Below are 22,223 nucleotides of genomic sequence, written 5' to 3' on the forward strand. Positions count from 1 at the left end.
TCCGGGCGCACCGGGACCGCCCCTCAGCCGTGTGTCGGGGATACTGGGAACGCAGACGTAGAGGGAAAGGCCACATCATCGTGACTGAGATCGAGATCGGGCGCGGCAAGCGCGGCCGCAGGGCGTACGCATTCGACGACATCGCCGTCGTTCCGAGTCGTCGCACCCGCGACCCGAAGGAGGTCTCGATCGCCTGGCAGATCGACGCCTACCGGTTCGAGCTGCCGTTCCTGGCCGCGCCCATGGACTCCGTGGTCTCCCCGCAGACCGCGATCAGGATCGGCGAGCTGGGCGGCCTCGGCGTCCTCAACCTCGAGGGCCTGTGGACCCGGCACGCCGACCCGCAGCCGCTCCTCGACGAGATCGCCGAGATGCCCGTGGAGTCGGCGACCCGCCGCCTCCAGGAGATCTACGCGGCTCCGATCCAGGAGGAGCTGATCGGGCAGCGCATCAAGGAGGTGCGCGACTCCGGTGTCGTCACCGCCGCAGCGCTCTCGCCGCAGCGCACCGCGCAGTTCTCCAAGGCCGTCGTCGACGCGGGCGTGGACATCTTCGTCATCCGCGGTACGACGGTCTCCGCCGAGCACGTCTCGGGCGCGGCCGAGCCGCTCAACCTCAAGCAGTTCATCTACGAGCTGGACGTCCCGGTCATCGTCGGCGGCTGCGCCACGTACACCGCGGCCCTGCACCTGATGCGGACCGGCGCGGCCGGTGTCCTCGTCGGCTTCGGCGGCGGCGCCGCGCACACCACGCGCAACGTCTTCGGCATCCAGGTCCCGATGGCGACCGCGGTCGCCGATGTGGCCGGGGCCCGCCGCGACTACATGGACGAGTCCGGCGGCCGGTACGTGCACGTGATCGCGGACGGCGGCGTCGGCTGGTCCGGCGACCTGCCGAAGGCCATCGCCTGTGGCGCCGACGCCGTGATGATGGGCTCCCCGCTGGCCCGCGCGACGGACGCGCCCGGCCGCGGCCGGCACTGGGGCATGGAGGCCGTCCACGAGGACGTGCCGCGCGGCAAGCTGGTCGACCTGGGCTCCGTCGGCACGACGGAGGAGGTCCTCACCGGCCCCTCGCACACCCCCGACGGTTCGATGAACATCTTCGGTGCGCTGCGCCGGGCGATGGCGACGACGGGATACAGCGATCTCAAGGAGTTCCAGCGCGTCGAGGTGACGGTGGCGGACTCGCAGCACCGCCGTTGATGGGTGACGGACATAGGGAAGGGCCCGGACCGCTTCTGCGGTCCGGGCCCTTCCCTATGAGCCGGATCAGTCCGCGGCCTTCTTGGCCCCGGAGAACGCGGCGAACGCGGCGATCGCGATGAAGACGAAGGTGAGCGGGTCGGCGTCGGCCTTCCAGGCCTCGTTCAGGAGGCCGAAGTGGTCGAAGAACAGCTCGGAGACGGTGACCGGGAGTTCCTTCGCGGCGATCATCGCCTCGCCGAGCAGCTGGCCGAAGTAGACGGAGACCAGGGCGATCACGGCGCTGAGGACCGGCAGTACGGGGTTGCGGCCGCCGACCTTGCCGGCCGCGAGGCCGACGAGGAAGCCGACACCCACGGCCGCGTAACCGATCTCGTGCTTCGTGGCGCCGATGATCGCGCCGTAGACGGCCGCGGCCACGACGGCTGCGACGACGCCGGCGAGCAGGCCGAGTCCGACGTTGTTGCGCGCGGGCGCCGGGGCCGGTGCGAACGGTACGTCGCCGAACTGGCCGGGCTGGCCCGGCTGCTGACCGGCGAACGGATTGCCGGTCGCGACGCCGGGCTGCCCCGGCTGCTGGCCCGCGAACGGGTTGCCGCCGGGCTGGGCGTCGTACGGCTGCTGCGGTTGGTTCGGCGGCGGCACGGGCTGGCTCATGGTGGGACTCCCCCTGGGACGGATGCGCACGACTGTGCGAGAAGTGACGCCGCAGGCTAGCAGCCGCCTGTGACATCGCCCACCGAAATCCTTGGGGAACTGCGCTCACAACCGGTGTGCGGCTCCGGCCGGGGTGGCGCCGCGTGTGTCCAGAAGGAGTTGGGCCTTCACGGCGAGGCCCTGGAGGTCGTACGTACGGTGGTGTTGCAGCAGCAGCGTCAGGTCCGCGCTCGCCGCCGCCTCGTACAGCGAGTCCGCGCGTGGGACGGGCCGTTCGCGTACCCGCCAGTCCAGGACGTGCGGGTCGTGGTAGCCGATCTGCGCGCCCATGTCCATCAGCCGCGTCGCGATCTCCTGGGCGGGGGACGCCTCCTGGTCGGCGAGGTCCGGCTTGTAGGTGACACCGAGGAGCAGGACCCTGGCGCCGCGGACGGACTTGCCGTGTTCGTTCAGCAGGGTGGCGCAGCGCTGGATCACGTAACTCGGCATCCGGTCGTTGATCTCCTGGGCGAGCGAGACCATCCGCAGAGGGTGGCCGGGGGTGCGGCTGTTGTACGGGAGGTAGCCCGGGTCGACCGGGGCGCAGTGGCCTCCGACGCCGGGTCCCGGGCGGAACGGCTCGAAGCCGAACGGCTTGGTCTCGGCGCACCGGATGACGTCCCAGAGGTCGACACCGAGGTCGTGGCAGAGCACCGCCATCTCGTTCACCAGGGCGATGTTGACGTGCCGGAAGTTGGTCTCCAGAACCTTCGTCATCTCGGCCTCGCGCGGCCCGCGGGCGCGTACGACCTTGTCGGTCAGCCGGCCGTAGAACGCGGCGGCCGATTCGGTGCAGGCGGGGGTGAGGCCGCCGATGACCTTGGGGGTATTGGCGTAGACGTGGGTGCGGTTGCCCGGGTCGAGACGGCTGGGGGAGCAGGCGAGGTGGAAGTCGCGTCCGGCGCGCAGCCCTGAGCCCTCTTCGAGGAGGGGGCGCACGAAACTCTCGGTGGTGCCGGGGGGCACGGCCGATTCCAGCAGGACCGTGGTGTGCGGGCGGAGTCCGGCGGCGAGGGCACGGGTGGCGTCGCCGACGGCGGTGAGGTCGATGGTGCGGTCGGCGCCGAGAGGGGTGGGCGCGCAGATCACGGCGGTACGGACCCGGCCCAGCTCGGCCGGGTCGGTGGTGGGCCGGAAGCCCCGCGAGAGCATCCGGCGGATCTCCGAGGCCGTGAGGGAGCCTTCGACGGGGGTGCGGCCGGCGGAGAGCTCGGCGAACGGGCGTGGGTCGGTGTCGTAGCCGACGGTGTGGATACCGGCGGCGACGGCGGCTTGGGCGAGGGGTAGGCCGAGGTGACCGAGTCCGATGACGGCGAGGTCTGCGGGCATAGAAGTGGCCGTCCTTCCCTAAGACCATGAGAGCAGAAAGCGCAACCGCTGAGCACGGCGCAATGTCAGACTAGGCGTAAATATGACCTGTATGTCGCATTATGTGGATCTCTTCGCCCGGGTGTTGTCCACAGGCGGTGGCTGAAGTCGCGGACCGCGGACAGAATCGAGAGGTGGGTACGGGAGCCCGACCCCCCGGTCGGACCGCAGCCCCGTGCCTGACCCACCCCGATCTACCGGGAGGCAGCAGTGAGGACAGCGACACTGGGACCTGCGGAGCGTGTCGAGGCGCTCGCCGCGATGGCCGAGCGCGAACTGGACGTGCTGGTCGTGGGGGCGGGCGTGGTCGGCGCCGGAACGGCGCTGGATGCGGCGACGCGAGGGCTCTCGACCGGACTGGTCGAGGCGCGCGACTGGGCGTCCGGCACGTCGAGCAGATCGAGCAAGCTGATCCATGGCGGGCTGCGCTATCTGGAGATGCTGGACTTCGCACTCGTGCGGGAGGCGCTGAAGGAGCGTGGACTGCTGCTGGAGCGGCTGGCCCCGCATCTGGTGAAGCCGGTGCCGTTCCTCTATCCGTTGCAGCACAAGGGCTGGGAGCGGTTCTACGCCGGTTCGGGCGTCGCGCTGTACGACGCGATGTCGGTGTCGTCGGGGCACGGCCGCGGGCTGCCCGTGCACCGGCACCTCTCCCGCCGCCGGGCTCTGCAGGTCGCGCCCGCGCTGAGGAAGGACGCGCTGGTCGGGGCGTTGCAGTACTACGACGCCCAGATGGACGACGCCCGCTACGTGGCGGCGCTGGTGCGCACGGCCGCCGGATACGGCGCGCAGGTGGCGAACCGGGCCCGGGTGATCGGCTTCCTGCGCGAGGGCGAACGGGTGGTCGGTGCGCGGGTGGAGGACGTCGAGGCGGGCGGGGAGTACGAGGTCAGGGCCAAGCAGGTGGTCAACGCGACCGGTGTGTGGACGGACGACACCCAGTCGCTGATCGGTGAGCGCGGGCAGTTCCACGTCCGGGCGTCCAAGGGCATCCACCTGGTCGTTCCGAAGGACCGCATCCACTCCTCGACCGGGCTCATCCTGCGGACCGAGAAGTCCGTGCTGTTCGTGATCCCGTGGGGCCGCCACTGGATCATCGGGACGACGGACACCGACTGGGACCTGGACAAGGCGCACCCGGCCGCGTCCAGCGCCGATATCGACTACCTCCTCGAACACGTCAACTCGGTCCTGGCCACTCCGCTGACCAGGGATGACGTCGAGGGCGTCTATGCCGGGCTGCGGCCGTTGCTGGCCGGTGAGTCGGACGCGACCAGCAAGCTCTCGCGCGAGCACACGGTGGCGCACCCGGCCCCGGGGCTCGTCGTCGTCGCGGGCGGCAAGTACACGACGTACCGGGTGATGGCGAAGGACGCCGTGGACGAGGCGGTGCACGGCCTCGACCAGCGGGTGGCCGACTGTGTCACGGAGGACATCCCGCTCCTGGGTGCGGAGGGCTACCGGGCGCTGTGGAACGCACGGGCGAGGATCGCGGCCCGCACCGGGCTGCATGTCGCCCGGGTGGAGCATCTGCTGAACCGGTTCGGGTCCATGACCGAGGAGATCCTGGAGCTGATCGCCGCCGATCCTTCGCTGGGCGAGCCGCTGCCGGCGGCGGACGACTATCTGAAGGCCGAGATCGTCTACGCCGCTTCGCACGAGGGGGCCCGTCACCTGGACGACGTCCTGACGAGGCGGACCCGGATCTCCATCGAGACCTTCGACCGGGGCACTCGCTCCGCGCGGATATGCGCGGAGCTGATGGCTCCGGTGCTGGGCTGGGACAAGGGGCAGATCGAGCGGGAGGTCGAGCACTACGAGAAGCGGGTGCAGGCGGAGCGGGAGTCGCAGCGTCAGCCGGACGACCTGACGGCGGACGCGGCACGGCTCGGGGCGCCGGACATCGTGCCGATCTGACGGTCCGGTCGTCGGCCCGAGCCGGTCGGCGGCCCTTCAGGAGATGCGGTGACGATTCTGCCCAGCGGGGCAGAACTCGGCTTCGAGGAGCGCCGGTTCGAGGGTCGCTTCGGTCAGGGTGTCCGTGTTGATGCGGAACGTCAGGGTGTGTCGGCCGTCCCGGGTGGCTGCGGTGCGGACGTAGCTGCCCGCGATGTGGCCGTTGTGACCCCAGACGGTTGAACCGCACGAGAGTTTCTGCGGATAGATCCCCATGCCGTAGACCCCATGTGTCGTAACGGTGTTCAGCAGGGTGCTCAGCTGGGCGGGCGGCAGCAGGCGGCCGCCCAGCAGGGCTGCGTAGAAGCGGTTCAGATCGGCGAGCGTGGAGACCAGCTCTCCGGCGGCGCCCGCGGTGCGCGGATCGAGGACGGTGACATCGCGGAGGGTGCCGTCGGCCGGGTCGCGGGAGTAGCCGCGCCCGTGCGGGGCGGGCAGGCCGGTGCGGGCGCCGGGGAGAGACGTGCCGGTGAGATGGAGGGGTTCGATGATGCGGTGTCCGATCTCGGCGGCATAGCTGTGTCCCGTGACGCGTTGAACGATCATGCCGAGCAGGACGTAGTTGGTGTTGGAGTAGGAGTAACTGCCGGTGGTGTTCGTGGGGCGGTGGGCCACGGCCGCCCGGATCGCGGCGACGGCGGAGACGGGGTGCGCGTCCGGGGCCGCGGCGTAGTCGTAGAGGCCGCTGGTGTGGGTGAGCAGGGCGCGCAGGGTGATGCGGCGGCCGTCGTTGCGGTGGCCGCGTATCAGCCCGGGCAGTTGGCTGTCGACGGTGTCGGACAGCTGCAGCCTGTGCTCCCCGGCGAGTTGGAGGACGACCGTCGCGACGAACGTCTTGGTGATGCTGCCTGCCCGGAACCGGTCCGCCAAACGGATGCCGGGACCCGTGGAACGGTAGGTGGCGCGGCGGACGGAGGAGGCGTCCCGGCTGAGAAGTGCCGCGGCCGGGGCGCCGCCCTCGGCGACGAGCCGGGGGAGGTACGCGGCTGCGGGCGTGAGGTGTGGTTCGCTGGGCAGGCTCGATGTTCCGAGGCCGAACAGCGTGAGCACCACCAGGGTGGCGCGCAGCGCCCTGAGTGTCGGCATGGCAGGGAGTCCCTTCCTCCGGCCACATCATGACGGACCCCGGACCCGGCACCATGACCGGTCCCGGGGTGAGGGACAATGAACGCTCTGCCAGGGCGGGTTGATCGCAGAGGGGACGCATGTCGGAGGCGGAGCAGGCACGGGAGCCCCAACGGGACACGGATGGACGTCTCCTTGCGGGTAGGTACCGGCTCGGGGAGGTGCTCGGCCGGGGCGGTATGGGCACGGTCTGGCGTGCCGTCGACGAGACGCTGGGCCGCACGGTCGCTGTCAAGGAGCTGCGGTTCCCGTCGGCCATCGACGAGGACGAGAAGCGTCGGCTCATCACGCGCACCCTGCGCGAGGCGAAGGCGATCGCCAGGATCCGCAACAACGGTGCGGTGACGGTCTACGACGTGGTCGACGAGGACGACCGGCCGTGGATCGTGATGGAACTCATCGAGGGCAAGTCGCTCGCCGAGGCGGTGCGCGAGGACGGTGTGCTGACGCCGAAGCGCGCGGCCGAGGTCGGTCTTGCCATCCTCGACGTGCTGCGTTCGGCGCACCGCGAGGGCATTCTGCACCGCGATGTGAAGCCGTCCAACGTGCTGATCGCCGAGGACGGCCGGGTCGTGCTGACCGACTTCGGTATCGCCCAGGTCGAGGGCGACCCGTCCGTCACGTCGACGGGCATGCTCGTCGGTGCACCGTCGTACATCTCGCCGGAGCGCGCCCGCGGGCACAAGCCGGGACCGCCCGCGGACCTGTGGTCGCTCGGCGGACTGCTGTACGCGAGCGTCGAGGGCTCCCCGCCGTACGACAAGGGTTCGGCGATCGCCACCCTGACCGCGGTGATGACCGAGCCGCTCGACCCGCCGAAGAACGCGGGCCCGCTGGAGGAGGTCATCTACGGCCTGCTCGCCAGGGACCCGGAGCAGCGGCTCGACGACGCGGGTGCGCGGGCCCTGCTCAACGACGTGATCCACGCCGCCGACAAGCCGGCCCCCGTGGTGCCGCCGCCGGCCGACTCCACCCAGGTCATGGCGCTGCCCGGAAGTGTCGTCGCTCCCCGCGCCAAGGGGGCGTCGAAGCCCGGCGAGGCGGCGGAGGGCGCCCGGGACCGGCTGCGCGGTGCGCTGCGTTCCGTGCGGAACGCGAAGGCGGCGCCCGGAGCGGGCGCGGCTGTCGCCGCTCCTGTCTCCGCCGAGCCCTCTGCCGTTTCCGCGACTCCGGCCCGGCCCAAGGTTCCGGCGGCCTCCGCCTCCGGGGGCGTACCGCCGCAGCGTCCGGGCGGCTCGTCCAACAGTCCGGCCCGTGCGCCCCTCACGGATGTGGTGCCCCGTCGCACCCTGGCGATCATCGCTGCTGTCGTCACGCTCGTCGTGCTCGGCACCGTCCTGGCGCTCTCGCTCGGCGGGGACGACACGGACAACCGGAGCAGCGGTTCCGGCAAGGGTGACACGGCGGCCTCGGCGGGGGCTTCCGCGAGCGCCGGCTCCGGCAAGGACCAGGGGCAGGGGCAGAACGCCGATCAGGGCGAGGACAAGGACAACGGCAAGAGCAAGGGCGACGACTCCGGCAAGGGGTCGGACGACTCCGAGCCCAAGGGATCGGACTCGGGCAAGCCGGGCGCGCTGCCCGACGGGTACAAGACGGTCACCGACAAGCGGTTCCACTTCATGATGGCAATGCCCGAGAACTTCACGCCCTACAAGATCGCGGGCGCCAACTCCGGCCGGATCTACGCTGTGAACGGCGGCTACCCGCGCGTCCAGGTCGACTACAACAGTTCTCCCAAGGACGACGCCGCCGCGGCCTGGAACGCGGCCAAGGGCTATATCGCGGCCACCAGCAGCGGTTACCGGCACCTCGGGATCAAGGCGGTCGAGTTCAACGGCTATCCGACCGTCGCTGACTGGCAGTTCGAGCGCAATGAGAACGGACAGCGGAGCCGCGTGCTCAACCGGGGCTTCAAGGTCGACGCCACGCATGGCTACTCGATCATGGTCAGCTGCAAGGCGAGCGAGTGGAACGGCGAGGCGTGCCGGACCGTGCGTGAGACGGCGTTCGCCACGTTCCGGCCCAAGGACTGAGCGGCGGGTTGCCTCGACCCTGCCGCGCGGCCCGCACTTGCCACGTATCGTGAGAGGCCGAGGACCGTGCGCAGCCATAACCGTAGGTGAATTGCACAGTATGTGACCGCAATTGACGGTTGTTGCGGTCTCCGTGACCGGGGGACAGCGCGCTCTGGGGAGGCGTCGTGGACGACTATGCGGGTCGGGTGCTTGCCGACCGCTACCGCCTGCCGCTGCCGCCTTCCGACGAGGACGAACTGGTCGAGACCCGGGCGTTCGACACGTACAGCGGACAGGAAGTCCGGGTGCGGCAGGTGCCGTTGCCGGAGGTCGTGGACGCCGAGGTGCTCGAGGGGGACGGGCCGCCACCGGCGGTGCGTCGGTCCGGCGGGCATACGGTGCGGCGGTCCACGGACCCCGCGGTCCGGCGCGCGATCGAGGCCGCGCAGGCCGCGGCCCGGGTGCCCGACCATCCGAGACTCGATCAGGTCTTCGACGTGTTCGCCGAGGACGGATCGCTCTGGATCGTGAGCGAACTGGTCGCGGCCCGTCCGCTGGCCGCGCTGCTCGCCGAGCGGCCGCTGAATCCGTACCGCGCTGCCGAGATCGGCTCCGATGTGCTGACGGCCGTGCGCGTGCTGCATGCGCACGGCTGGACCCACCGGAACATCACCGTCCGTACGGTGCTGATCTGCGACGACGGACGCGTCATGCTGACCGGCCTGGCGGCCGGGGCGGCGGAGGAGGCGTTGTGCGGGTATGTGCCGACGCCGCAGCCCGAGGACGGGTACGGGCGGCCCGCGCTCGAGTCGGGCCCGACCGGTCCGTACGCACCGCCCGCGGAGCCCGCCGAACGAGCCGGGCCGCCCGGCCCCGTCGAGCTGCCGTCCTCGCGCGGCCCGGCCGGTGAGCTGGAGGCCGTACGGTCGCTGCTGCACCCCGACGCGGCCGCCCCCGGCGCGGGCGGGTCCGCGCAGCTGCGGGCCGCGCGCGCCGGAGCCATCGCCGCCTACCGCGCGGGCGCCCGCGCCGCCGCACGCGTCAGCGAGGACCAGCGACATGCCCGGACGGGCGAGCCGGAGAAAGCGAACCGGACCGGCAGCCTCCCCGTTCAGCGCCACGGACCGCCCGACACCGGCCGCACGCAGGTCACGGGCGGGTGGGGCCCCACCGCGACGGACCCGTACGACGACGAGGGCGACGAGGACGACGACGAGTACGGGCCCCCGTACGGCAGCGACGGCCGTGACAGTGGCGAGGGAGGCCACCGTGGCGAGGGGCCGACCGACCGGCGGATGAACCTGATCGGCTCATGGGGCGACGGCGTCGACTTCGGACGCCCTGTCCCCGCGGGCGGCTCCAACGAGGACGCCCTGCGCGCCGACGCCCGTCGCGACGGCAACCCCGCACCTCAGCAGCAGGAGCACCAACAGCAGTCCGCCTCCGGCCGCTGGGACGACATCGTCGCCGGTGGCCAGGGAGCCCCCGCCTACCGCGGCCCCGCCACCACCCTCGCCGCCGAGCGCGCCCGGCAGGCACGGATCGCCGTCGTCGGCGCCGTCACCGAGCGCTGGGCACCCGAGCAGGCCGGACCGGTGCACGAGAACTGGCGGCTGGCACCGCCCATCGGCCCCGCCACCGACCTCTGGGCGCTCGGCGCCCTGCTCTACCGCGCCGTTCAGGGCCATGCCCCGTACCCCGAGGAGAGCGCGGCCGAGCTCGTCCAGATGGTCTGCGGCGAGCCGCCCGCCTTCGCCGAGGAGTGCGGTCCGCTGCGCCCGGTCGTGGAGTCGTTGCTGCGCCAGGACCCCACCGAACGCCCGGACTTCGAGGAGCTGCGCGGCTGGCTGCGCTCCCTCGTCCGATCGGCGCCCGAGCCCGAGGCCGGTCTCGACGTCGTGCCGCTGCCGTCCGTCGACGGCACCCGGCTGCCCGTCGTGCGCCGCCGGGGCGAGCTGGTCCGCAGGCGCCGCGGCCGCATGGGCAGCGCCTCCGCGCACGGCCGCCACCGCCAGTCGAGGGAGCGGCCCGAGCGGTACGAGAAGCCACGGCCGCCCCGCGAGCCCAAGGGACCCAAGGCGCTGCGCACTCCGCCCCGCCCCCGGCAGGGCGGGGGGCGTGCGCCGCGGCGGCTCGGACGGCTGCTGCTCGTGCTGATCCTGCTGGGCATGGCCGCCGCCATCGCGTACGCCGTGATGTTCATGCCCAAGGCGGACAGCGGTGCCGGGCAGGGCGCCCCCTCCGGCTCCAAGGGTTCGGCCCCGGCGGCCGCGGACACCGGCTCCCCCGACTCCTCCGACGGGAAGCCCCCGGCACAGTCCGAGCCGCCGTCACCGTCCGGGTCGCCGGGTGCGGAGCAGCCGCAGACCAGCCGTTCAGCCGTCGCGCTCGCACCCGGTTACACCCTGCGCAAGGACGCCGAGGGCTTCGAGGTCGGCGTGCTCAAGGGCTGGCAGCGCAGCACCGGTGGCGCCGACCGTCAGGTCAGGTACGGCAGCGACGGGTTCAGCCTGCTGGTCGTGCCGGGCCGCGACACCGTGAAGGCGAACGGCAGCGACCCCCTCGTCTACCAGAGCGAGAAGGAACAGGAGTTGCAGCCCTTCCGGGACTCCAGCTGGTCATCGGCGACCGGGCTGCGCCGTATCGACGTCGGCCGACAGGCCATGGCGGAAGGCCAGTTCACCTGGCAGGACGAGTCCGGGCACGAAGTGTACGTCCGCAACCTCGCGATGATCGTCGACGGCCGCTACCACGTCATCCAGGTGATCGGCCCGGAGAACGAGCGGGACAAGGTGACCGCGGTCTATGAACAGGCCATCGCCTCGTACCGCGTGAACTCCTGAGTCACCGCCAGGAGAACGGCGTCCGCGCGACAAGCATCACAGTGCGATTTCGTGGGCGGTGCGAGGTTCCGTGGCCGTAGTCCCCCTCCGTAACCTGACATCCGAAGGAAACGGGGGCGGGGAAGCGTGGAGCAATCACAAGGTACGGACGCGGGGCTGGTACTGGCCGGAAGATACCGGCTCGGTGAAGTCCTGGGGCGCGGCGGCATGGGCAAGGTGTGGCGTGCCCATGACGAAGTGCTGCATCGCACGGTCGCCGTCAAGGAGTTGACCGCCGGGCTGTACGTCGCCGAGGCCGACCGGGTCGTGCTCCATGCCCGGACCCAGAAGGAGGCCCGTGCCGCGGCCCGCATCACTCATCCCGGCGTGGTCACCGTCCATGACGTGGTCGAGTACGACAGCAGGCCCTGGATCGTCATGCAGTACGTCGACGGGCCGTCACTCGCCGACGCGACCAAGGAAAGTGGCGAGATCGCGCCGCGCGAGGCGGCCAGGATCGGTCTCCATGTCCTGAGCGCGCTGCGCGCCGCGCACAGCGCCGGTGTGCTGCACCGGGACGTGAAGCCCGGCAACGTACTCCTCGCCCGTGACGGGCAGGTGCTGCTCACCGACTTCGGCATCGCCGCCATAGAGGGCGACACGACCATCACCAGGACCGGTGAACTCGTCGGGTCCATCGACTATCTGGCGCCCGAGCGGGTACGCGGCGGCGATCCCGGTCCCGCATCCGACCTCTGGTCGCTCGGCGCCACGCTCTACTCCGCGGTCGAGGGACGCTCGCCGTTCCGCCGTACGTCCCCGATCTCCACCATGCAGGCCGTCGTCAGCGAGGAACCGCCGCCGCCCACCCGGGCCGGCGCGCTCGGCCCGGTGATCGTCGCGCTGCTCCGCAAGGACCCGACGGACCGGCCATCGGCGGCCGAGACGGAACGGATGCTGCTGGACGCGATGGAGGGGCGGGAGCCCCGGGCGGCGCAGGCGTACGTACCGACGCAGCGAGTGCCCGAGGAAGCCCTGCGGGCGACGGACCCGGGTGGAACGGGGCGTACGGCAGGTACCGGGACGGAGGCACTCGGCCCCGTACCGCAGTTCACGGCGGCCCCGGCGACCCGTCGCAGCCGCGGCCGGTGGCGTACGACGGTCGTGGTCATCGCGCTCGCCGCGCTGGTCGGCGGCGGCGCCGGGCTGGCCGCGATGAAGTTCGGCGGGAGCTCCGGGACGGGCGGCACGGAGGGCGGGACGGTCCGTGCGACGAACACTCCGCCGCGCACCTCGTCCCAGGATCCGGGGCCCGGCCCCTCCGCCAAGGCAGTGCCCGAGGGCTGGCACCCGGTGACCGACCCCGAAGGGTTCGGTCTGGTCGTCCCCGACGGCTGGGAACGCCGGGTGGACGGCCAGAACGTCGACTACACCCCGGACGACGGCGAGCACTACATCCGGATCAGCGTCGACCCGGAGCCCGACTTCGACAACCCGTACATGCACATGGTGGACCTGGAGAAGACGCTCACCGAGCGGCTGCCCGCCTATGAGCGCAAGACACTCCACTCCAACCTCTACCGCGATCGTCCCGGCTCCCTCTGGGAGTTCACCTGGACCGAGTCCAAGGATCACCCCGGCCCGCGCCACGCGATCGACCAGATGTACTTCGCGGAGGACGGCGGCCCGGAGTACGCGTTGTACATGTCGGGTCCGGCGGAGGACTGGGACACGACGCGGGACCAGTTCGACACGATGCTGCGGGGCTGGCGCGCCCCGGGTGACGCCGGCTGACGGTGCCTGCGCGGGCGGCATGATGCGCATCCGGGACGGCGGCTGCGCCCGCGTCCGGCGCAGCCGCCTCGCCGAACGGCCCCGGCACCCGCACCGGCCCGTCCGCCCCGCTCCCCGAGGGCTACCACCGCGTTCACGACCCCGCAGGCTTCTCGCGCGTCGTGCCGAACGGTTTCACCCGCTCCACGGACGACAAGCGGGTCTTCTGCATGTCGGCGGACCAGGCGTTCCGGGTGGGCACCGGGGTCCAGACCCCGGTGTCCAGCGGACCGCTGGGCGCGATGCGGGTCGCCGACGCGTTCGACGCGGCACCGGACTCCCTCACCGCGGCCCGCCGAGGACGGCGTTCCGCTGCCGCAGTTGTTCGGCCAAGGGCCGGCCGGCCCGTCCGGCTCGGCAGATAGCCCCTGATCAGCAAATATGCAGCCAGTGATCGCTGGCTTGATTTGTGGGGACTGTGAAAACCTGTTACCGGCGGGTACCCAAAGTGTGCGGCTGGACATACTCTCGCCCCATGACGGACTCGCAGGCCTCTGTGGCCCACCTTGGTTCGAACCCTGTGGCCGCCGCTCCCGCAGGCGCGCGCACAGCCGCCGATGTGGTGACGCCCGAGGTGGTCGCCCAGTTGACCCGTGGCGTCGTCGGCTCCGGCCGCACCGCGAACCACACCCCCTTCACCGGGGAGAAGCTCGCCGACCTGCCGGAGTCCACCCCCGAGGACGTCGCCGAAGCCTTCGCGCGGGCCCGCGCCGCCCAGCCCGCTTGGGCCGCCACCCCCGTCCGGGCCAGGGCCGCTGTCCTGCTCCGCTTCCACGACCTCGTACTCCAGCGCCAGGCCGAGGTCCTCGACCTCATCCAGCTGGAGACCGGCAAGGCCCGCCTGCACGCCCACGAGGAGATCCAGGCGGTCGCCGTCGCCGCCCGGCACTACGGGCGCAAGGTGTCCTCGTATCTGAAGCCGAAGCGGCACACCGGTGTCGTACCGACGCTGACCAAGGTCACCGAACTGCGCCAGCCGCGCGGCGTCGTCGGCCAGATCGCGCCGTGGAACTACCCCTTCGAGCTGTCCGTCGGCGACGCGCTGCCCGCGTTCGTCTCCGGCAACGCCCTCGTGATGAAGCCCGACACGGAGACCGCGCTGACCGCGCTCTGGGCCCGTGACCTGCTGATCGAGGCCGGGCTGCCCGCCGAGGTGTTCCAGGTCGTCCTCGGTGACGGACCGGTCGTCGGTCCCGAGGTCGTCAAGCACGCCGACTACGTCTCGTTCACCGGCTCCACCCGTACCGGCCGTGAGGTCGCCCAGGGAGCCGCCGCCCGCCTGGTCGGCGTCTCGCTGGAACTCGGCGGCAAGAACGCCATGCTGGTCCTGAAGGACGCCGACGTGGAGAAGGCCGCCGCGGGCGCCGTCCGCGCCTGCTTCTCCTCCGCCGGACAGCTCTGCATCTCCATCGAGCGGCTGTACGTCCACGAGTCGGTCGCCGACGATTTCGTGGCGCGGTTCGCGGCCCGTACCAAGGCCATGCGGCTCGGCAGCTCCCTCGCGTACGGCGCCGACATGGGTTCGCTCGTCGGTGAACGCCAGCTGGAGACCGTCACGCAGCATGTCGCGGAGGCCGTCGAGAAGGGCGCCACACTCGTCGCGGGCGGCGTCGCCCGCCCCGACATCGGCCCGCTGTTCTACGAGCCGACCATCCTCGACGGCGTCGAGGCACCGATGGCCGTCTGTACCCAGGAGACCTTCGGCCCGGTCGTCTCCATCTACCGCTTCTCCGACGAGGACGAGGTCATCGCCCTCGCCAACGCCACCCCGTACGGCCTGAACTCCAGCGTCTGGACCAAGGACTCCCGGCGCGGCCACCAGGTCGCCGCCCGGCTGCGGACCGGCACGGTCAACATCAACGAGGGGTACGCCCCCGCGTACGGCAGCGTGCAGTCCCCGATGGGCGGCATGAAGGACTCCGGTCTCGGCCGGCGGCACGGCTCCGAGGGCATCCTCAAGTACACCGAGGCCCAGACCGTCGCCCAGCAGAGGCTGGTCCCGCTCGCCCCGTCCTTCGGGATGGACGACGAGAAGTACGCGGCGTTCATGAGCCGCAGCCTGAAGGCGATGAAGGCGTTCCGCCTGCGCTGACCGCGTCACACCGCAGCACGTTCTGTCCTTTTCGCACCGAGGAGAGCCATGTCCCAGGACAGCCCTGCCCAGAATCAGGCCGGACCGGCCGATGAGACCGACGACGCGGCGTACGACTACGACGTCCTCGTCGTCGGCTCGGGCTTCGGCGGCGCGGTGTCCGCCCTGCGGTTGAGCGAGAAGGGGTACCGGGTCGGGGTTCTGGAGGCGGGCCGCCGCTTCACCCCCGGCACCCTCCCCAAGAACTCCTGGGACATCAAGAACTACCTGTGGGCCCCCGCCCTCGGGCTCTTCGGCATCCAGCGCGTGCATCTGCTCGGCAAGGTGATGGTGCTCGCCGGGGCGGGCGTCGGCGGTGGCTCCCTCAACTACGCCAACACGCTGTACGTCCCGCCGGCCCCGTTCTTCGAGGATCGCCAGTGGGCTTCCATCACCGACTGGCAGGACGAGCTGGCGCCGTACTACGACCAGGCCAAGCGGATGCTCGGGGTGCGGCTCAACCCCACGATGACCCCGTCCGACGTCCATCTGAAGGCGGCCGCGCAGGCCATGGGCGTCGGCGACACCTTTCATCTCGCCCCGGTCGGTGTCTTCTTCGGCGACGGCAAGGACGCCGACGGCGCGGCGAAGGCGAAGCCCGGCGGAACGGTCGCCGACCCGTACTTCGGCGGCGCGGGCCCCGCCCGCAAGGCCTGCACCGAGTGCGGCGAATGCATGACGGGCTGCCGCCACGGCGCGAAGAACACCCTCAACGAGAACTACCTCCACCTCGCCGAGAAGGCCGGAGCCGTCATCCACCCGATGACCTCCGTCGTCGCGATCACGGACGCCCCGGAGGGCGGGTACCACGTCACGACCGTCCCGACGGACCGCCGGAAGAAGGGCAGGCCGACACTGCTGCGCGCCCGCAAGGTGGTCGTCGCGGCGGGGACGTACGGCACCCAGACCCTGCTGCACACCATGAAGGACACGGGGCTGCTGCCCCGGCTCTCCGCCAGGCTCGGCGAGCTGACCCGTACCAACTCCGAGGCGCTCGTCGGCTCCCAGACCAGCGACCGCCGCTACCGCAGGAAGCACGGCACCGCGAAGGCCGACTTCACCCAGGGCGTCGCCATCACGTCCTCGATCCACCCCGACGAGAACACCCACATCGAGCCGGTCCGCTACGGCAAGGGTTCCAACGCCATGGGCTCCCTGTCGATCCTCCAGGTCCCGTACGGCAGCCGCCGGGTGCTGGGCTGGCTCGGCAACATGGCCAAGCACCCGACCCTCGCCGTCCGGTCGCTCTCCAACCACCGCTGGTCGGAGCGGACCATCATCGGTCTCGTCATGCAGTCGCTGGACAACTCCCTGACGACATACCGCAAGCCCAGCGGTATCGGAAAGGGCCTGCTCACCGCCCGGCAGGGGCACGGGGCGCCCAACCCCACCCAGATCGAGGAGGCGACGCGCAGCGCCTCGCTGCTCGCCGACGAGATCAACGGCTTCGCCGGGTCGAACGTCGGCGAACTGATGGGTACCCCGCTCACCGCGCACTTCCTCGGTGGCTGCCCGATCGGTGCGAGCGCGGAGGACGGGGTCATCGACCCGTACCACCGGCTGTACGGGCACCCGGGCATCTCGGTCGTGGACGGCTCGGCGGTCTCCGCGAACCTCGGCGTCAACCCGTCGCTGACCATCACCGCGCAGGCGGAGCGGGCCATGTCGTTCTGGCCCAACAAGGGCGAGGCGGACTCGCGTCCGGCGCAGGGCGAGGCGTACGTGCGGCTGGCCGCGGTCGAGCCGAAGGCGCCGGCGGTGCCGAAGGAGGCGTTCGGCGCGCTGAAGCTGCCGTTCCTGGGCCTGCCGACGGTCCCGCCGAAGAAGAAGCGGTAGGGCCCCTCTGTCGGACCGGGCCGGATCAGGACAGCGGAAAGGGGCTGCACCCCCCTCCGAGTGCAGCCCCTCACGCCTACCGGTGACGTCGCCCGTTACGCGGCGGTGTCACCGTTCCTGCGGCGTCGCACGACGAACATCGCACCGGCGCCGAGCACTACGGCCGCGCCGCCCGCGAGGGCGAACATCGGCACTGCGGAGGACGAACCGGTCTCGGCGAGCGTGCCGGAGACCTGGCCCGTGGTGTTGGAGGACGGCTTCTCGGCCGGGACCGGAGCGGTGCCGCCGGTCTGCGGCGTCGAACCGCTGCCGCCGGACTTCACGATCTGGAACTTGTACGCGACATCGCTGACGCCCATGCAGTCCTTGTCGCCGATGTACAGACCGGCGCCGAGGGTGAAGCCGGCGCCGACCGGGGCGGTCGACTTCACATTGATGCGGAGCGGGATGTCGACCTCGTAGCCGGCCTGGATCTCGTCGGACTGACCGACGTAACCGACCGCGCGGCCGTCCTCGCTGAGGTCCTCCCACGCGCCGGTGTCCGGGTCGAGGGCCTGGAGGCTGACCTGCTTCGACTTGAACAGGTTGTCGCCGTCCTTGTCCGAGGAGGCGCCCGCGAAGTAGTCGATCTCGCGCACGGTGGTCTTCGACGAGTTGTAGACGTTCATCTTGAACTTGTGCCAGCCGCTGCCGCGGGCGATCTTGCCGGGCAGGCCGTTGATCGAGATGTCCAGGTCGGACTTCTCGCACTCGGTCGGCTCCTGCGGGTCCTCGGACTCGGACGGCGTGACGGAGGGCGTGCCGGACGGGGTGGCGCCGGCGTCCGCGGAGGGCGTGCCGGACGCCTCGGCGGCGGGCTCGTCCGTCTCCTTCACGGGCTTGCCGGTCTCCTCCGCGGGCTTGCCGGTCTCCTCGGCGGGCGAGGAGGTGTTCTCGGCGGGAGCCGTGGTGGTGACCTCGTCGGACGGCGTACTGCCGGGCGTGGTCTCGGTGTTCCCGGTCGGCTCCGGGGTCGTCGACTCGACGGTGGTGACGGTGTCGTCGGCGAACGCGACCGGGGCGGCCAGGATGGCTGCGGGTGCTATGACTGCGGTGGCGGCGGCCACCGCCATGGCGCGGCGAAGCTTCATGAAGACCTCAGAAGTCCGGTGTACCGCTGCGGCCGCGGTACGAGGGTCTGGACGGACCTTCCGCGGTGGGGGGCACGGGTGGGGCCGTTGTTCTGCATGCATGACCAGCCACCCGCCGTAATGGTTGTCCCGGTGTTCACAGAATCCTTATGTGACACGCGTCACGCATGTTCCGCTGTGCCTCCGTGGCCTGCGGGAATCTGCCGCCGCTCCATGACCAAGGGCCCCGCGGTCCGGTGTGAACCGGTCCACGGGGCCCTTGGTGATCAGCACCGACGTCAGGGCAGCGCCGGTGCCGAGAGGCGGCGCCGGGGGGTGGCGCCGCGGGAGGGTGGTGCGTCGGGTCGGCGCCCCCGGCGCGCGGGGGGCGCGTACGAGGTGTCGACCCAGGTCGTGAGTGGTGCGATATGGGGGACTTGCCCCTTGCATCGTGCTGGACCGGCTGCGTCCCGCGCAACCGTTTCGACCGGATACGGTCGGCTCCGGGCGTCCCCGGAGCCGACCGCTCTTGGGGTGACCGGGCTGCTGTCCCCTGCCGACCGGTCACGCACGCTGGGGCGCGGTCCCACGGCGTACCTGCAGTACGCCACACGCTCCAGCGGAGCCACGCGTGGTTTCTTCCTGAGCCGCCCCTGGCTGGCACGGACACCGGGACCAACGAAGCCACCGAGGTCCCGGTCACGCGCCGTACGGGTGAGAGTCGGTCCGAACGCAGATACGCCCCCGGAGTCACCGGAGCCCCCGTCGGCCGCCGCGCGCCCGGCCGACGGGTGGTTTGCGCGAGGCCGATCCGCGGAAGTCACACGCGGCCGCGGCACAGCTCCAGCAGCGTCATGGCGAGCGAGGTGCCGGGCTTGCCGAGCGCCTTCCGGTACTGGCCGAGGATCTCCATCTCGCGGGAGAGGTTGACCCGGCGGCCGCCGGAGGTGATCCGCGCCTCCTGGATGACTGCCGAGACGGCCATCCGTTCCTGGACGAGCCCGATGATCCGGTCGTCCAGGGCGTCGATGCGCTCGCGGGCGTCACCGATCAGCTCGGCGGCCTCATCTGTGTTCGCGCCGGTCCTCTCGATGAGGGTCTTCGCGGCGGCGGTGCTGTTGCTCATGGTGTGACTCCTGGGGGATGTGGTCCCCGGAGCGGTCGGGCCCCGAACGCAGAACGCCCCGGGCCTGTCGGCCCGGGGCGCCTGGAACGTTGCTTGTCAGTTGCTCAAGCAGCACGACCATGGCAGCCGGCGGGCCGGATGCCATAGGTAAAGACGAAGGTCGTGTGCTGACGCATGGGCCCAGTATGGACCCGTGCCGGGCGGTGGGCCAATGCGGGGCCGGATGCTGAGACGCCGCCGTCGGGGCGGTCGCGGGCCCCGTCCCGGCCGACGCCCGGAGGGTTTCCGCCCGCACCCGGGAAGACGCAGAAAGAGGTACTCCTCGCAACCCCGGTAGAATCGGAAACCGACCCCCCCCTCTCACCGCCGGAAGGCCGCCCCCGTGCCAGCAGCACCCCCCGCCGCCCCCGACACCACGCCCGACGTGGTCCTTGTTGTCGACTTCGGCGCGCAGTACGCCCAGCTCATCGCCCGACGCGTCCGTGAGGCCCGGGTCTACAGCGAGATCGTCCCGTCCACGATGCCGGTGGCCGAGATGCTGGCCAAGAACCCCCGGGCGATCATCCTGTCCGGCGGCCCCTCCTCGGTGTACGCGGAGGGCGCGCCCAGCCTCGACCGTTCGCTGTTCGAGGCCGGGGTCCCGGTCTTCGGCATGTGCTACGGCTTCCAGCTGATGGCCACCACCCTCGGCGGCACTGTCGACGACAACGGTGCCCGTGAGTACGGCCGCACGCCGCTGACGGTCTCCAAGACCGGCTCCACGCTCTTCGAGGGCACGCCCGCCGAGCAGTCCGTCTGGATGTCGCACGGCGACGCCTGCTCCGCCGCCCCCGAGGGCTTCACCGTCACCGCGTCCACGGACGTCGTACCGGTCGCCGCCTTCGAGAACGACGAGAAGAAGCTCTACGGCGTCCAGTACCACCCCGAGGTCCTGCACTCCACGCACGGCCAGCAGGTCCTGGAGCACTTCCTCTACCGCGGCGCGGGCATCGAGCCGACCTGGACCACGACCAATGTGGTCGAGGAGCAGATCGCGCTGATCCGCGAGCAGGTCGGCACCAAGCGCGCCATCTGCGGCCTCTCCGGCGGCGTGGACTCCGCGGTCGCCGCGGCCCTCGTCCAGAAGGCCATCGGCTCCCAGCTGACCTGCGTGTACGTGGACCACGGTCTGATGCGCAAGGGCGAGAGCGAGCAGGTCGAGAAGGACTTCGTGGCCTCCACCGGCGTCCAGCTGAAGGTCGTCGACGCGGAGGAGCGGTTCCTGAAGGCGCTGGCCGGGGTCTCCGACCCCGAGCAGAAGCGGAAGATCATCGGCCGCGAGTTCATCCGCGTCTTCGAGCAGGCCCAGGCCGAGCTCGTCGCCGAGGCGGGCGCGGCCGGCGAGGACGTCGCGTTCCTCGTGCAGGGCACGCTCTACCCGGACGTCGTCGAGTCCGGCGGCGGCACCGGCACCGCCAACATCAAGTCCCACCACAACGTGGGCGGCCTCCCCGAGGACATCGAGTTCCAGCTCGTCGAGCCGCTGCGCCAGCTGTTCAAGGACGAGGTCCGGATGGTCGGCCAGGAGCTCGGCCTGCCGGAGGACATCGTCCAGCGCCAGCCGTTCCCCGGCCCGGGTCTCGGTATCCGGATCGTCGGCGAGGTCACCAAGGAGCGGCTCGACCTGCTGCGTGAGGCCGACGCCATTGCCCGCGAGGAGCTGACCGCGGCCGGACTCGACCGCGACATCTGGCAGTGCCCGGTGGTCCTCCTGGCCGACGTCCGCTCGGTCGGCGTCCAGGGCGACGGCCGCACCTATGGTCACCCGATCGTGCTGCGCCCCGTCTCCTCCGAGGACGCGATGACGGCCGACTGGTCGCGGCTGCCGTACGAGGTCCTGGCGAAGATCTCCACCCGCATCACCAACGAGGTCGCCGACGTCAACCGCGTCGTCCTCGACGTGACGAGCAAGCCGCCGGGCACCATCGAGTGGGAGTGATCCCACCGCAGGGCCAACGCCGATGCCGTCGCTCGTTCATCCGGGCGGCGGCATCGCCGTGTCCGGGGCCGCCGCTCCGGCGAATCGATACGTGATCGCTCTGGCCACCTGCGGTGACCGGCGGTAGCTTCCGTCCGAATGCCCTGGGAGCCCCGAGGAGTCGCCATGCCCGAGCCCACGCCGATCCCCGTCGAACAGCTGCAGTTCGCGATGCCGCCCGTCCACGAGTCGGTCGGTGAGGAACGCGCGCACCGCAAGGAGCGGCTGGCCGGGGCGTTGCGGCTGTTCGGTGAGTACGGGTACGAGGACGGGGTCTCCGGTCACCTCACCGCACGGGACCCGGAGTTCGCCGACTGCTTCTGGGGCAACCCGTTCGGCGCCCCCTTCGACGGGATGAGCCCGGAGGATCTGATCCTGGTCAACGGCGACGGGCAGGTCGTCGAGGGGCGCCACCACGTCAATCAGGCGGCGTTCGCCGTCCATGCCCAGGTGCACCGGGCGCGCCCGGACGTCGTCGCCGTCGCGCACACCCACTCCCTGCACGGCCGGGCACTGTCCACGCTCGGTGAGTTCATCGAGCCGATCACCCAGGAATCCTGCGCGTTCTACGAGGACCACGCGGTCTACCAGGCCTACACGGGCGTCGTGGTCGACGAGGACGAGGGGCGCCGGATCGCGGCCGCGCTCGGCGCCCGCAAGGCGATCATCCTGCGCAACCACGGACTGCTGACCGTCGGCGACTCGGTGGACGCGGCCGCCTGGTGGTTCCTGACCATGGAGCGCTCCTGCCAGGTGCAGCTGACCGCGCGGGCGGCCGGGAAGCCGGTGCTGATCGAGCACCGGGACGCCGTCGCCACCCGCGAACAGCTCGGCAGCGACCTGGTGGCCTGGATCAATTACCAGCCCCTGTGGAAGCGGATTGCTCGAACGTTCTGACGATCTGCACGTCCGGACCGCCCTGATGCGGTACCTGCCCGTCCCGTACGGCACAATTCGCAGCAATCGGTGGTCAGTTGGCAGTAC

General features: G+C 71.2%; 15 protein-coding genes. 10 read left to right on the forward strand and 5 right to left on the reverse strand.

The window, feature by feature from the left end; translation table 11 throughout:
* Positions 1-80: 80 nt before the first annotated feature.
* Positions 81-1,205, forward strand: coding sequence for a GuaB3 family IMP dehydrogenase-related protein (locus ACFU8W_RS30260; RefSeq protein ID WP_030914322.1), 1,125 nt, complete (start codon positions 81-83; stop codon positions 1,203-1,205).
* Positions 1,206-1,271: 66 nt separating this feature from the next.
* Here ACFU8W_RS30260 and ACFU8W_RS30265 read toward each other — a convergent pair whose 3' ends face one another.
* Positions 1,272-1,862, reverse strand: a complete 591-nt coding sequence (locus ACFU8W_RS30265) for a hypothetical protein (RefSeq protein ID WP_345515033.1) — start codon at positions 1,860-1,862, stop codon at positions 1,272-1,274.
* A gap of 105 nt (positions 1,863-1,967) precedes the next feature.
* Positions 1,968-3,230: a nucleotide sugar dehydrogenase gene (locus ACFU8W_RS30270; RefSeq protein ID WP_384043724.1), complete on the reverse strand. Its 1,263-nt coding sequence runs from the start codon at positions 3,228-3,230 to the stop codon at positions 1,968-1,970.
* Positions 3,231-3,479: 249 nt separating this feature from the next.
* Here ACFU8W_RS30270 and ACFU8W_RS30275 point away from each other — a divergent pair, with 249 nt between their 5' ends.
* Positions 3,480-5,186: a glycerol-3-phosphate dehydrogenase/oxidase gene (locus ACFU8W_RS30275; RefSeq protein ID WP_384043727.1), complete on the forward strand. Its 1,707-nt coding sequence runs from the start codon at positions 3,480-3,482 to the stop codon at positions 5,184-5,186.
* Positions 5,187-5,222: 36 nt separating this feature from the next.
* Here ACFU8W_RS30275 and ACFU8W_RS30280 read toward each other — a convergent pair whose 3' ends face one another.
* Positions 5,223-6,311, reverse strand: coding sequence for a serine hydrolase domain-containing protein (locus tag ACFU8W_RS30280; RefSeq protein ID WP_384043729.1), 1,089 nt, complete (start codon positions 6,309-6,311; stop codon positions 5,223-5,225).
* 119 nt (positions 6,312-6,430) lie between these two features.
* On the opposite strand from ACFU8W_RS30280, the gene ACFU8W_RS30285 reads away from it, so the two are divergent.
* From ACFU8W_RS30285 to ACFU8W_RS30310, 6 genes are all read left to right on the forward strand, one after another.
* On the forward strand, positions 6,431-8,383 hold the full coding sequence (locus ACFU8W_RS30285) for a serine/threonine-protein kinase (protein ID WP_384043732.1): 1,953 nt from the start codon (positions 6,431-6,433) through the stop codon (positions 8,381-8,383).
* Between the two features lie 167 nt (positions 8,384-8,550).
* Positions 8,551-11,208, forward strand: a complete 2,658-nt coding sequence (locus ACFU8W_RS30290) for a protein kinase (protein ID WP_384043735.1) — start codon at positions 8,551-8,553, stop codon at positions 11,206-11,208.
* 126 nt (positions 11,209-11,334) lie between these two features.
* The gene (locus tag ACFU8W_RS30295; RefSeq protein ID WP_384043738.1) at positions 11,335-12,981 is read left to right on the forward strand and encodes a serine/threonine-protein kinase; all 1,647 of its coding nucleotides are present in this window, start codon (positions 11,335-11,337) and stop codon (positions 12,979-12,981) included.
* Positions 12,982-13,142: 161 nt separating this feature from the next.
* Positions 13,143-13,385, forward strand: coding sequence for a hypothetical protein (locus ACFU8W_RS30300; RefSeq protein ID WP_384043741.1), 243 nt, complete (start codon positions 13,143-13,145; stop codon positions 13,383-13,385).
* 110 nt (positions 13,386-13,495) lie between these two features.
* Complete coding sequence (locus ACFU8W_RS30305) at positions 13,496-15,112, forward strand: succinic semialdehyde dehydrogenase (RefSeq protein ID WP_384043742.1); 1,617 nt, start codon at positions 13,496-13,498, stop codon at positions 15,110-15,112.
* A 48-nt stretch (positions 15,113-15,160) separates the two neighbouring features.
* Positions 15,161-16,987: a GMC family oxidoreductase gene (locus tag ACFU8W_RS30310; protein ID WP_345515045.1), complete on the forward strand. Its 1,827-nt coding sequence runs from the start codon at positions 15,161-15,163 to the stop codon at positions 16,985-16,987.
* Between the two features lie 95 nt (positions 16,988-17,082).
* Here ACFU8W_RS30310 and ACFU8W_RS30315 read toward each other — a convergent pair whose 3' ends face one another.
* Entirely contained in the window at positions 17,083-18,117 is a 1,035-nt protein-coding gene (locus ACFU8W_RS30315) for an LAETG motif-containing sortase-dependent surface protein (protein ID WP_384043747.1), read from the reverse strand.
* A gap of 799 nt (positions 18,118-18,916) precedes the next feature.
* Complete coding sequence (locus ACFU8W_RS30320; RefSeq protein ID WP_345515047.1) at positions 18,917-19,222, reverse strand: chorismate mutase; 306 nt, start codon at positions 19,220-19,222, stop codon at positions 18,917-18,919.
* A gap of 382 nt (positions 19,223-19,604) precedes the next feature.
* On the opposite strand from ACFU8W_RS30320, the gene guaA reads away from it, so the two are divergent.
* Positions 19,605-21,200 carry a glutamine-hydrolyzing GMP synthase gene (gene guaA / locus ACFU8W_RS30325; protein ID WP_384043750.1) on the forward strand — a complete coding sequence of 532 codons (1,596 nt, stop codon included), beginning with the start codon at positions 19,605-19,607 and terminating at the stop codon, positions 21,198-21,200.
* A 165-nt stretch (positions 21,201-21,365) separates the two neighbouring features.
* Entirely contained in the window at positions 21,366-22,136 is a 771-nt protein-coding gene (locus ACFU8W_RS30330; RefSeq protein ID WP_384043753.1) for a class II aldolase/adducin family protein, read from the forward strand.
* Positions 22,137-22,223: the final 87 nt, after the last annotated feature.

Origin of the sequence: Streptomyces sp. NPDC057565 (assembly GCF_042801455.1) — a bacterium.
In the GTDB taxonomy this organism is placed as follows: Bacteria; Actinomycetota; Actinomycetes; order Streptomycetales; family Streptomycetaceae; genus Streptomyces; species Streptomyces yanii.

Bases quoted from the DNA above. Each gene is read 5' to 3' on its own strand.
- ACFU8W_RS30305 (WP_384043742.1), top strand. From the start codon at position 13,496: ATGACGGACTCGCAGGCCTCTGTGGCCCACCTTGGTTCGAACCCTGTG.
- ACFU8W_RS30330 (WP_384043753.1), top strand. From the start codon at position 21,366: ATGCCCGAGCCCACGCCGATCCCCGTCGAACAGCTGCAGTTCGCGATG.
- ACFU8W_RS30310 (WP_345515045.1), top strand. From the start codon at position 15,161: ATGTCCCAGGACAGCCCTGCCCAGAATCAGGCCGGACCGGCCGATGAG.
- ACFU8W_RS30285 (WP_384043732.1), top strand. From the start codon at position 6,431: ATGTCGGAGGCGGAGCAGGCACGGGAGCCCCAACGGGACACGGATGGA.
- ACFU8W_RS30270 (WP_384043724.1), bottom strand. From the start codon at position 3,230: ATGCCCGCAGACCTCGCCGTCATCGGACTCGGTCACCTCGGCCTACCC.
- ACFU8W_RS30315 (WP_384043747.1), bottom strand. From the start codon at position 18,117: ATGAAGCTTCGCCGCGCCATGGCGGTGGCCGCCGCCACCGCAGTCATA.
- ACFU8W_RS30280 (WP_384043729.1), bottom strand. From the start codon at position 6,311: ATGCCGACACTCAGGGCGCTGCGCGCCACCCTGGTGGTGCTCACGCTG.
- ACFU8W_RS30265 (WP_345515033.1), bottom strand. From the start codon at position 1,862: ATGAGCCAGCCCGTGCCGCCGCCGAACCAACCGCAGCAGCCGTACGAC.
- ACFU8W_RS30320 (WP_345515047.1), bottom strand. From the start codon at position 19,222: ATGAGCAACAGCACCGCCGCCGCGAAGACCCTCATCGAGAGGACCGGC.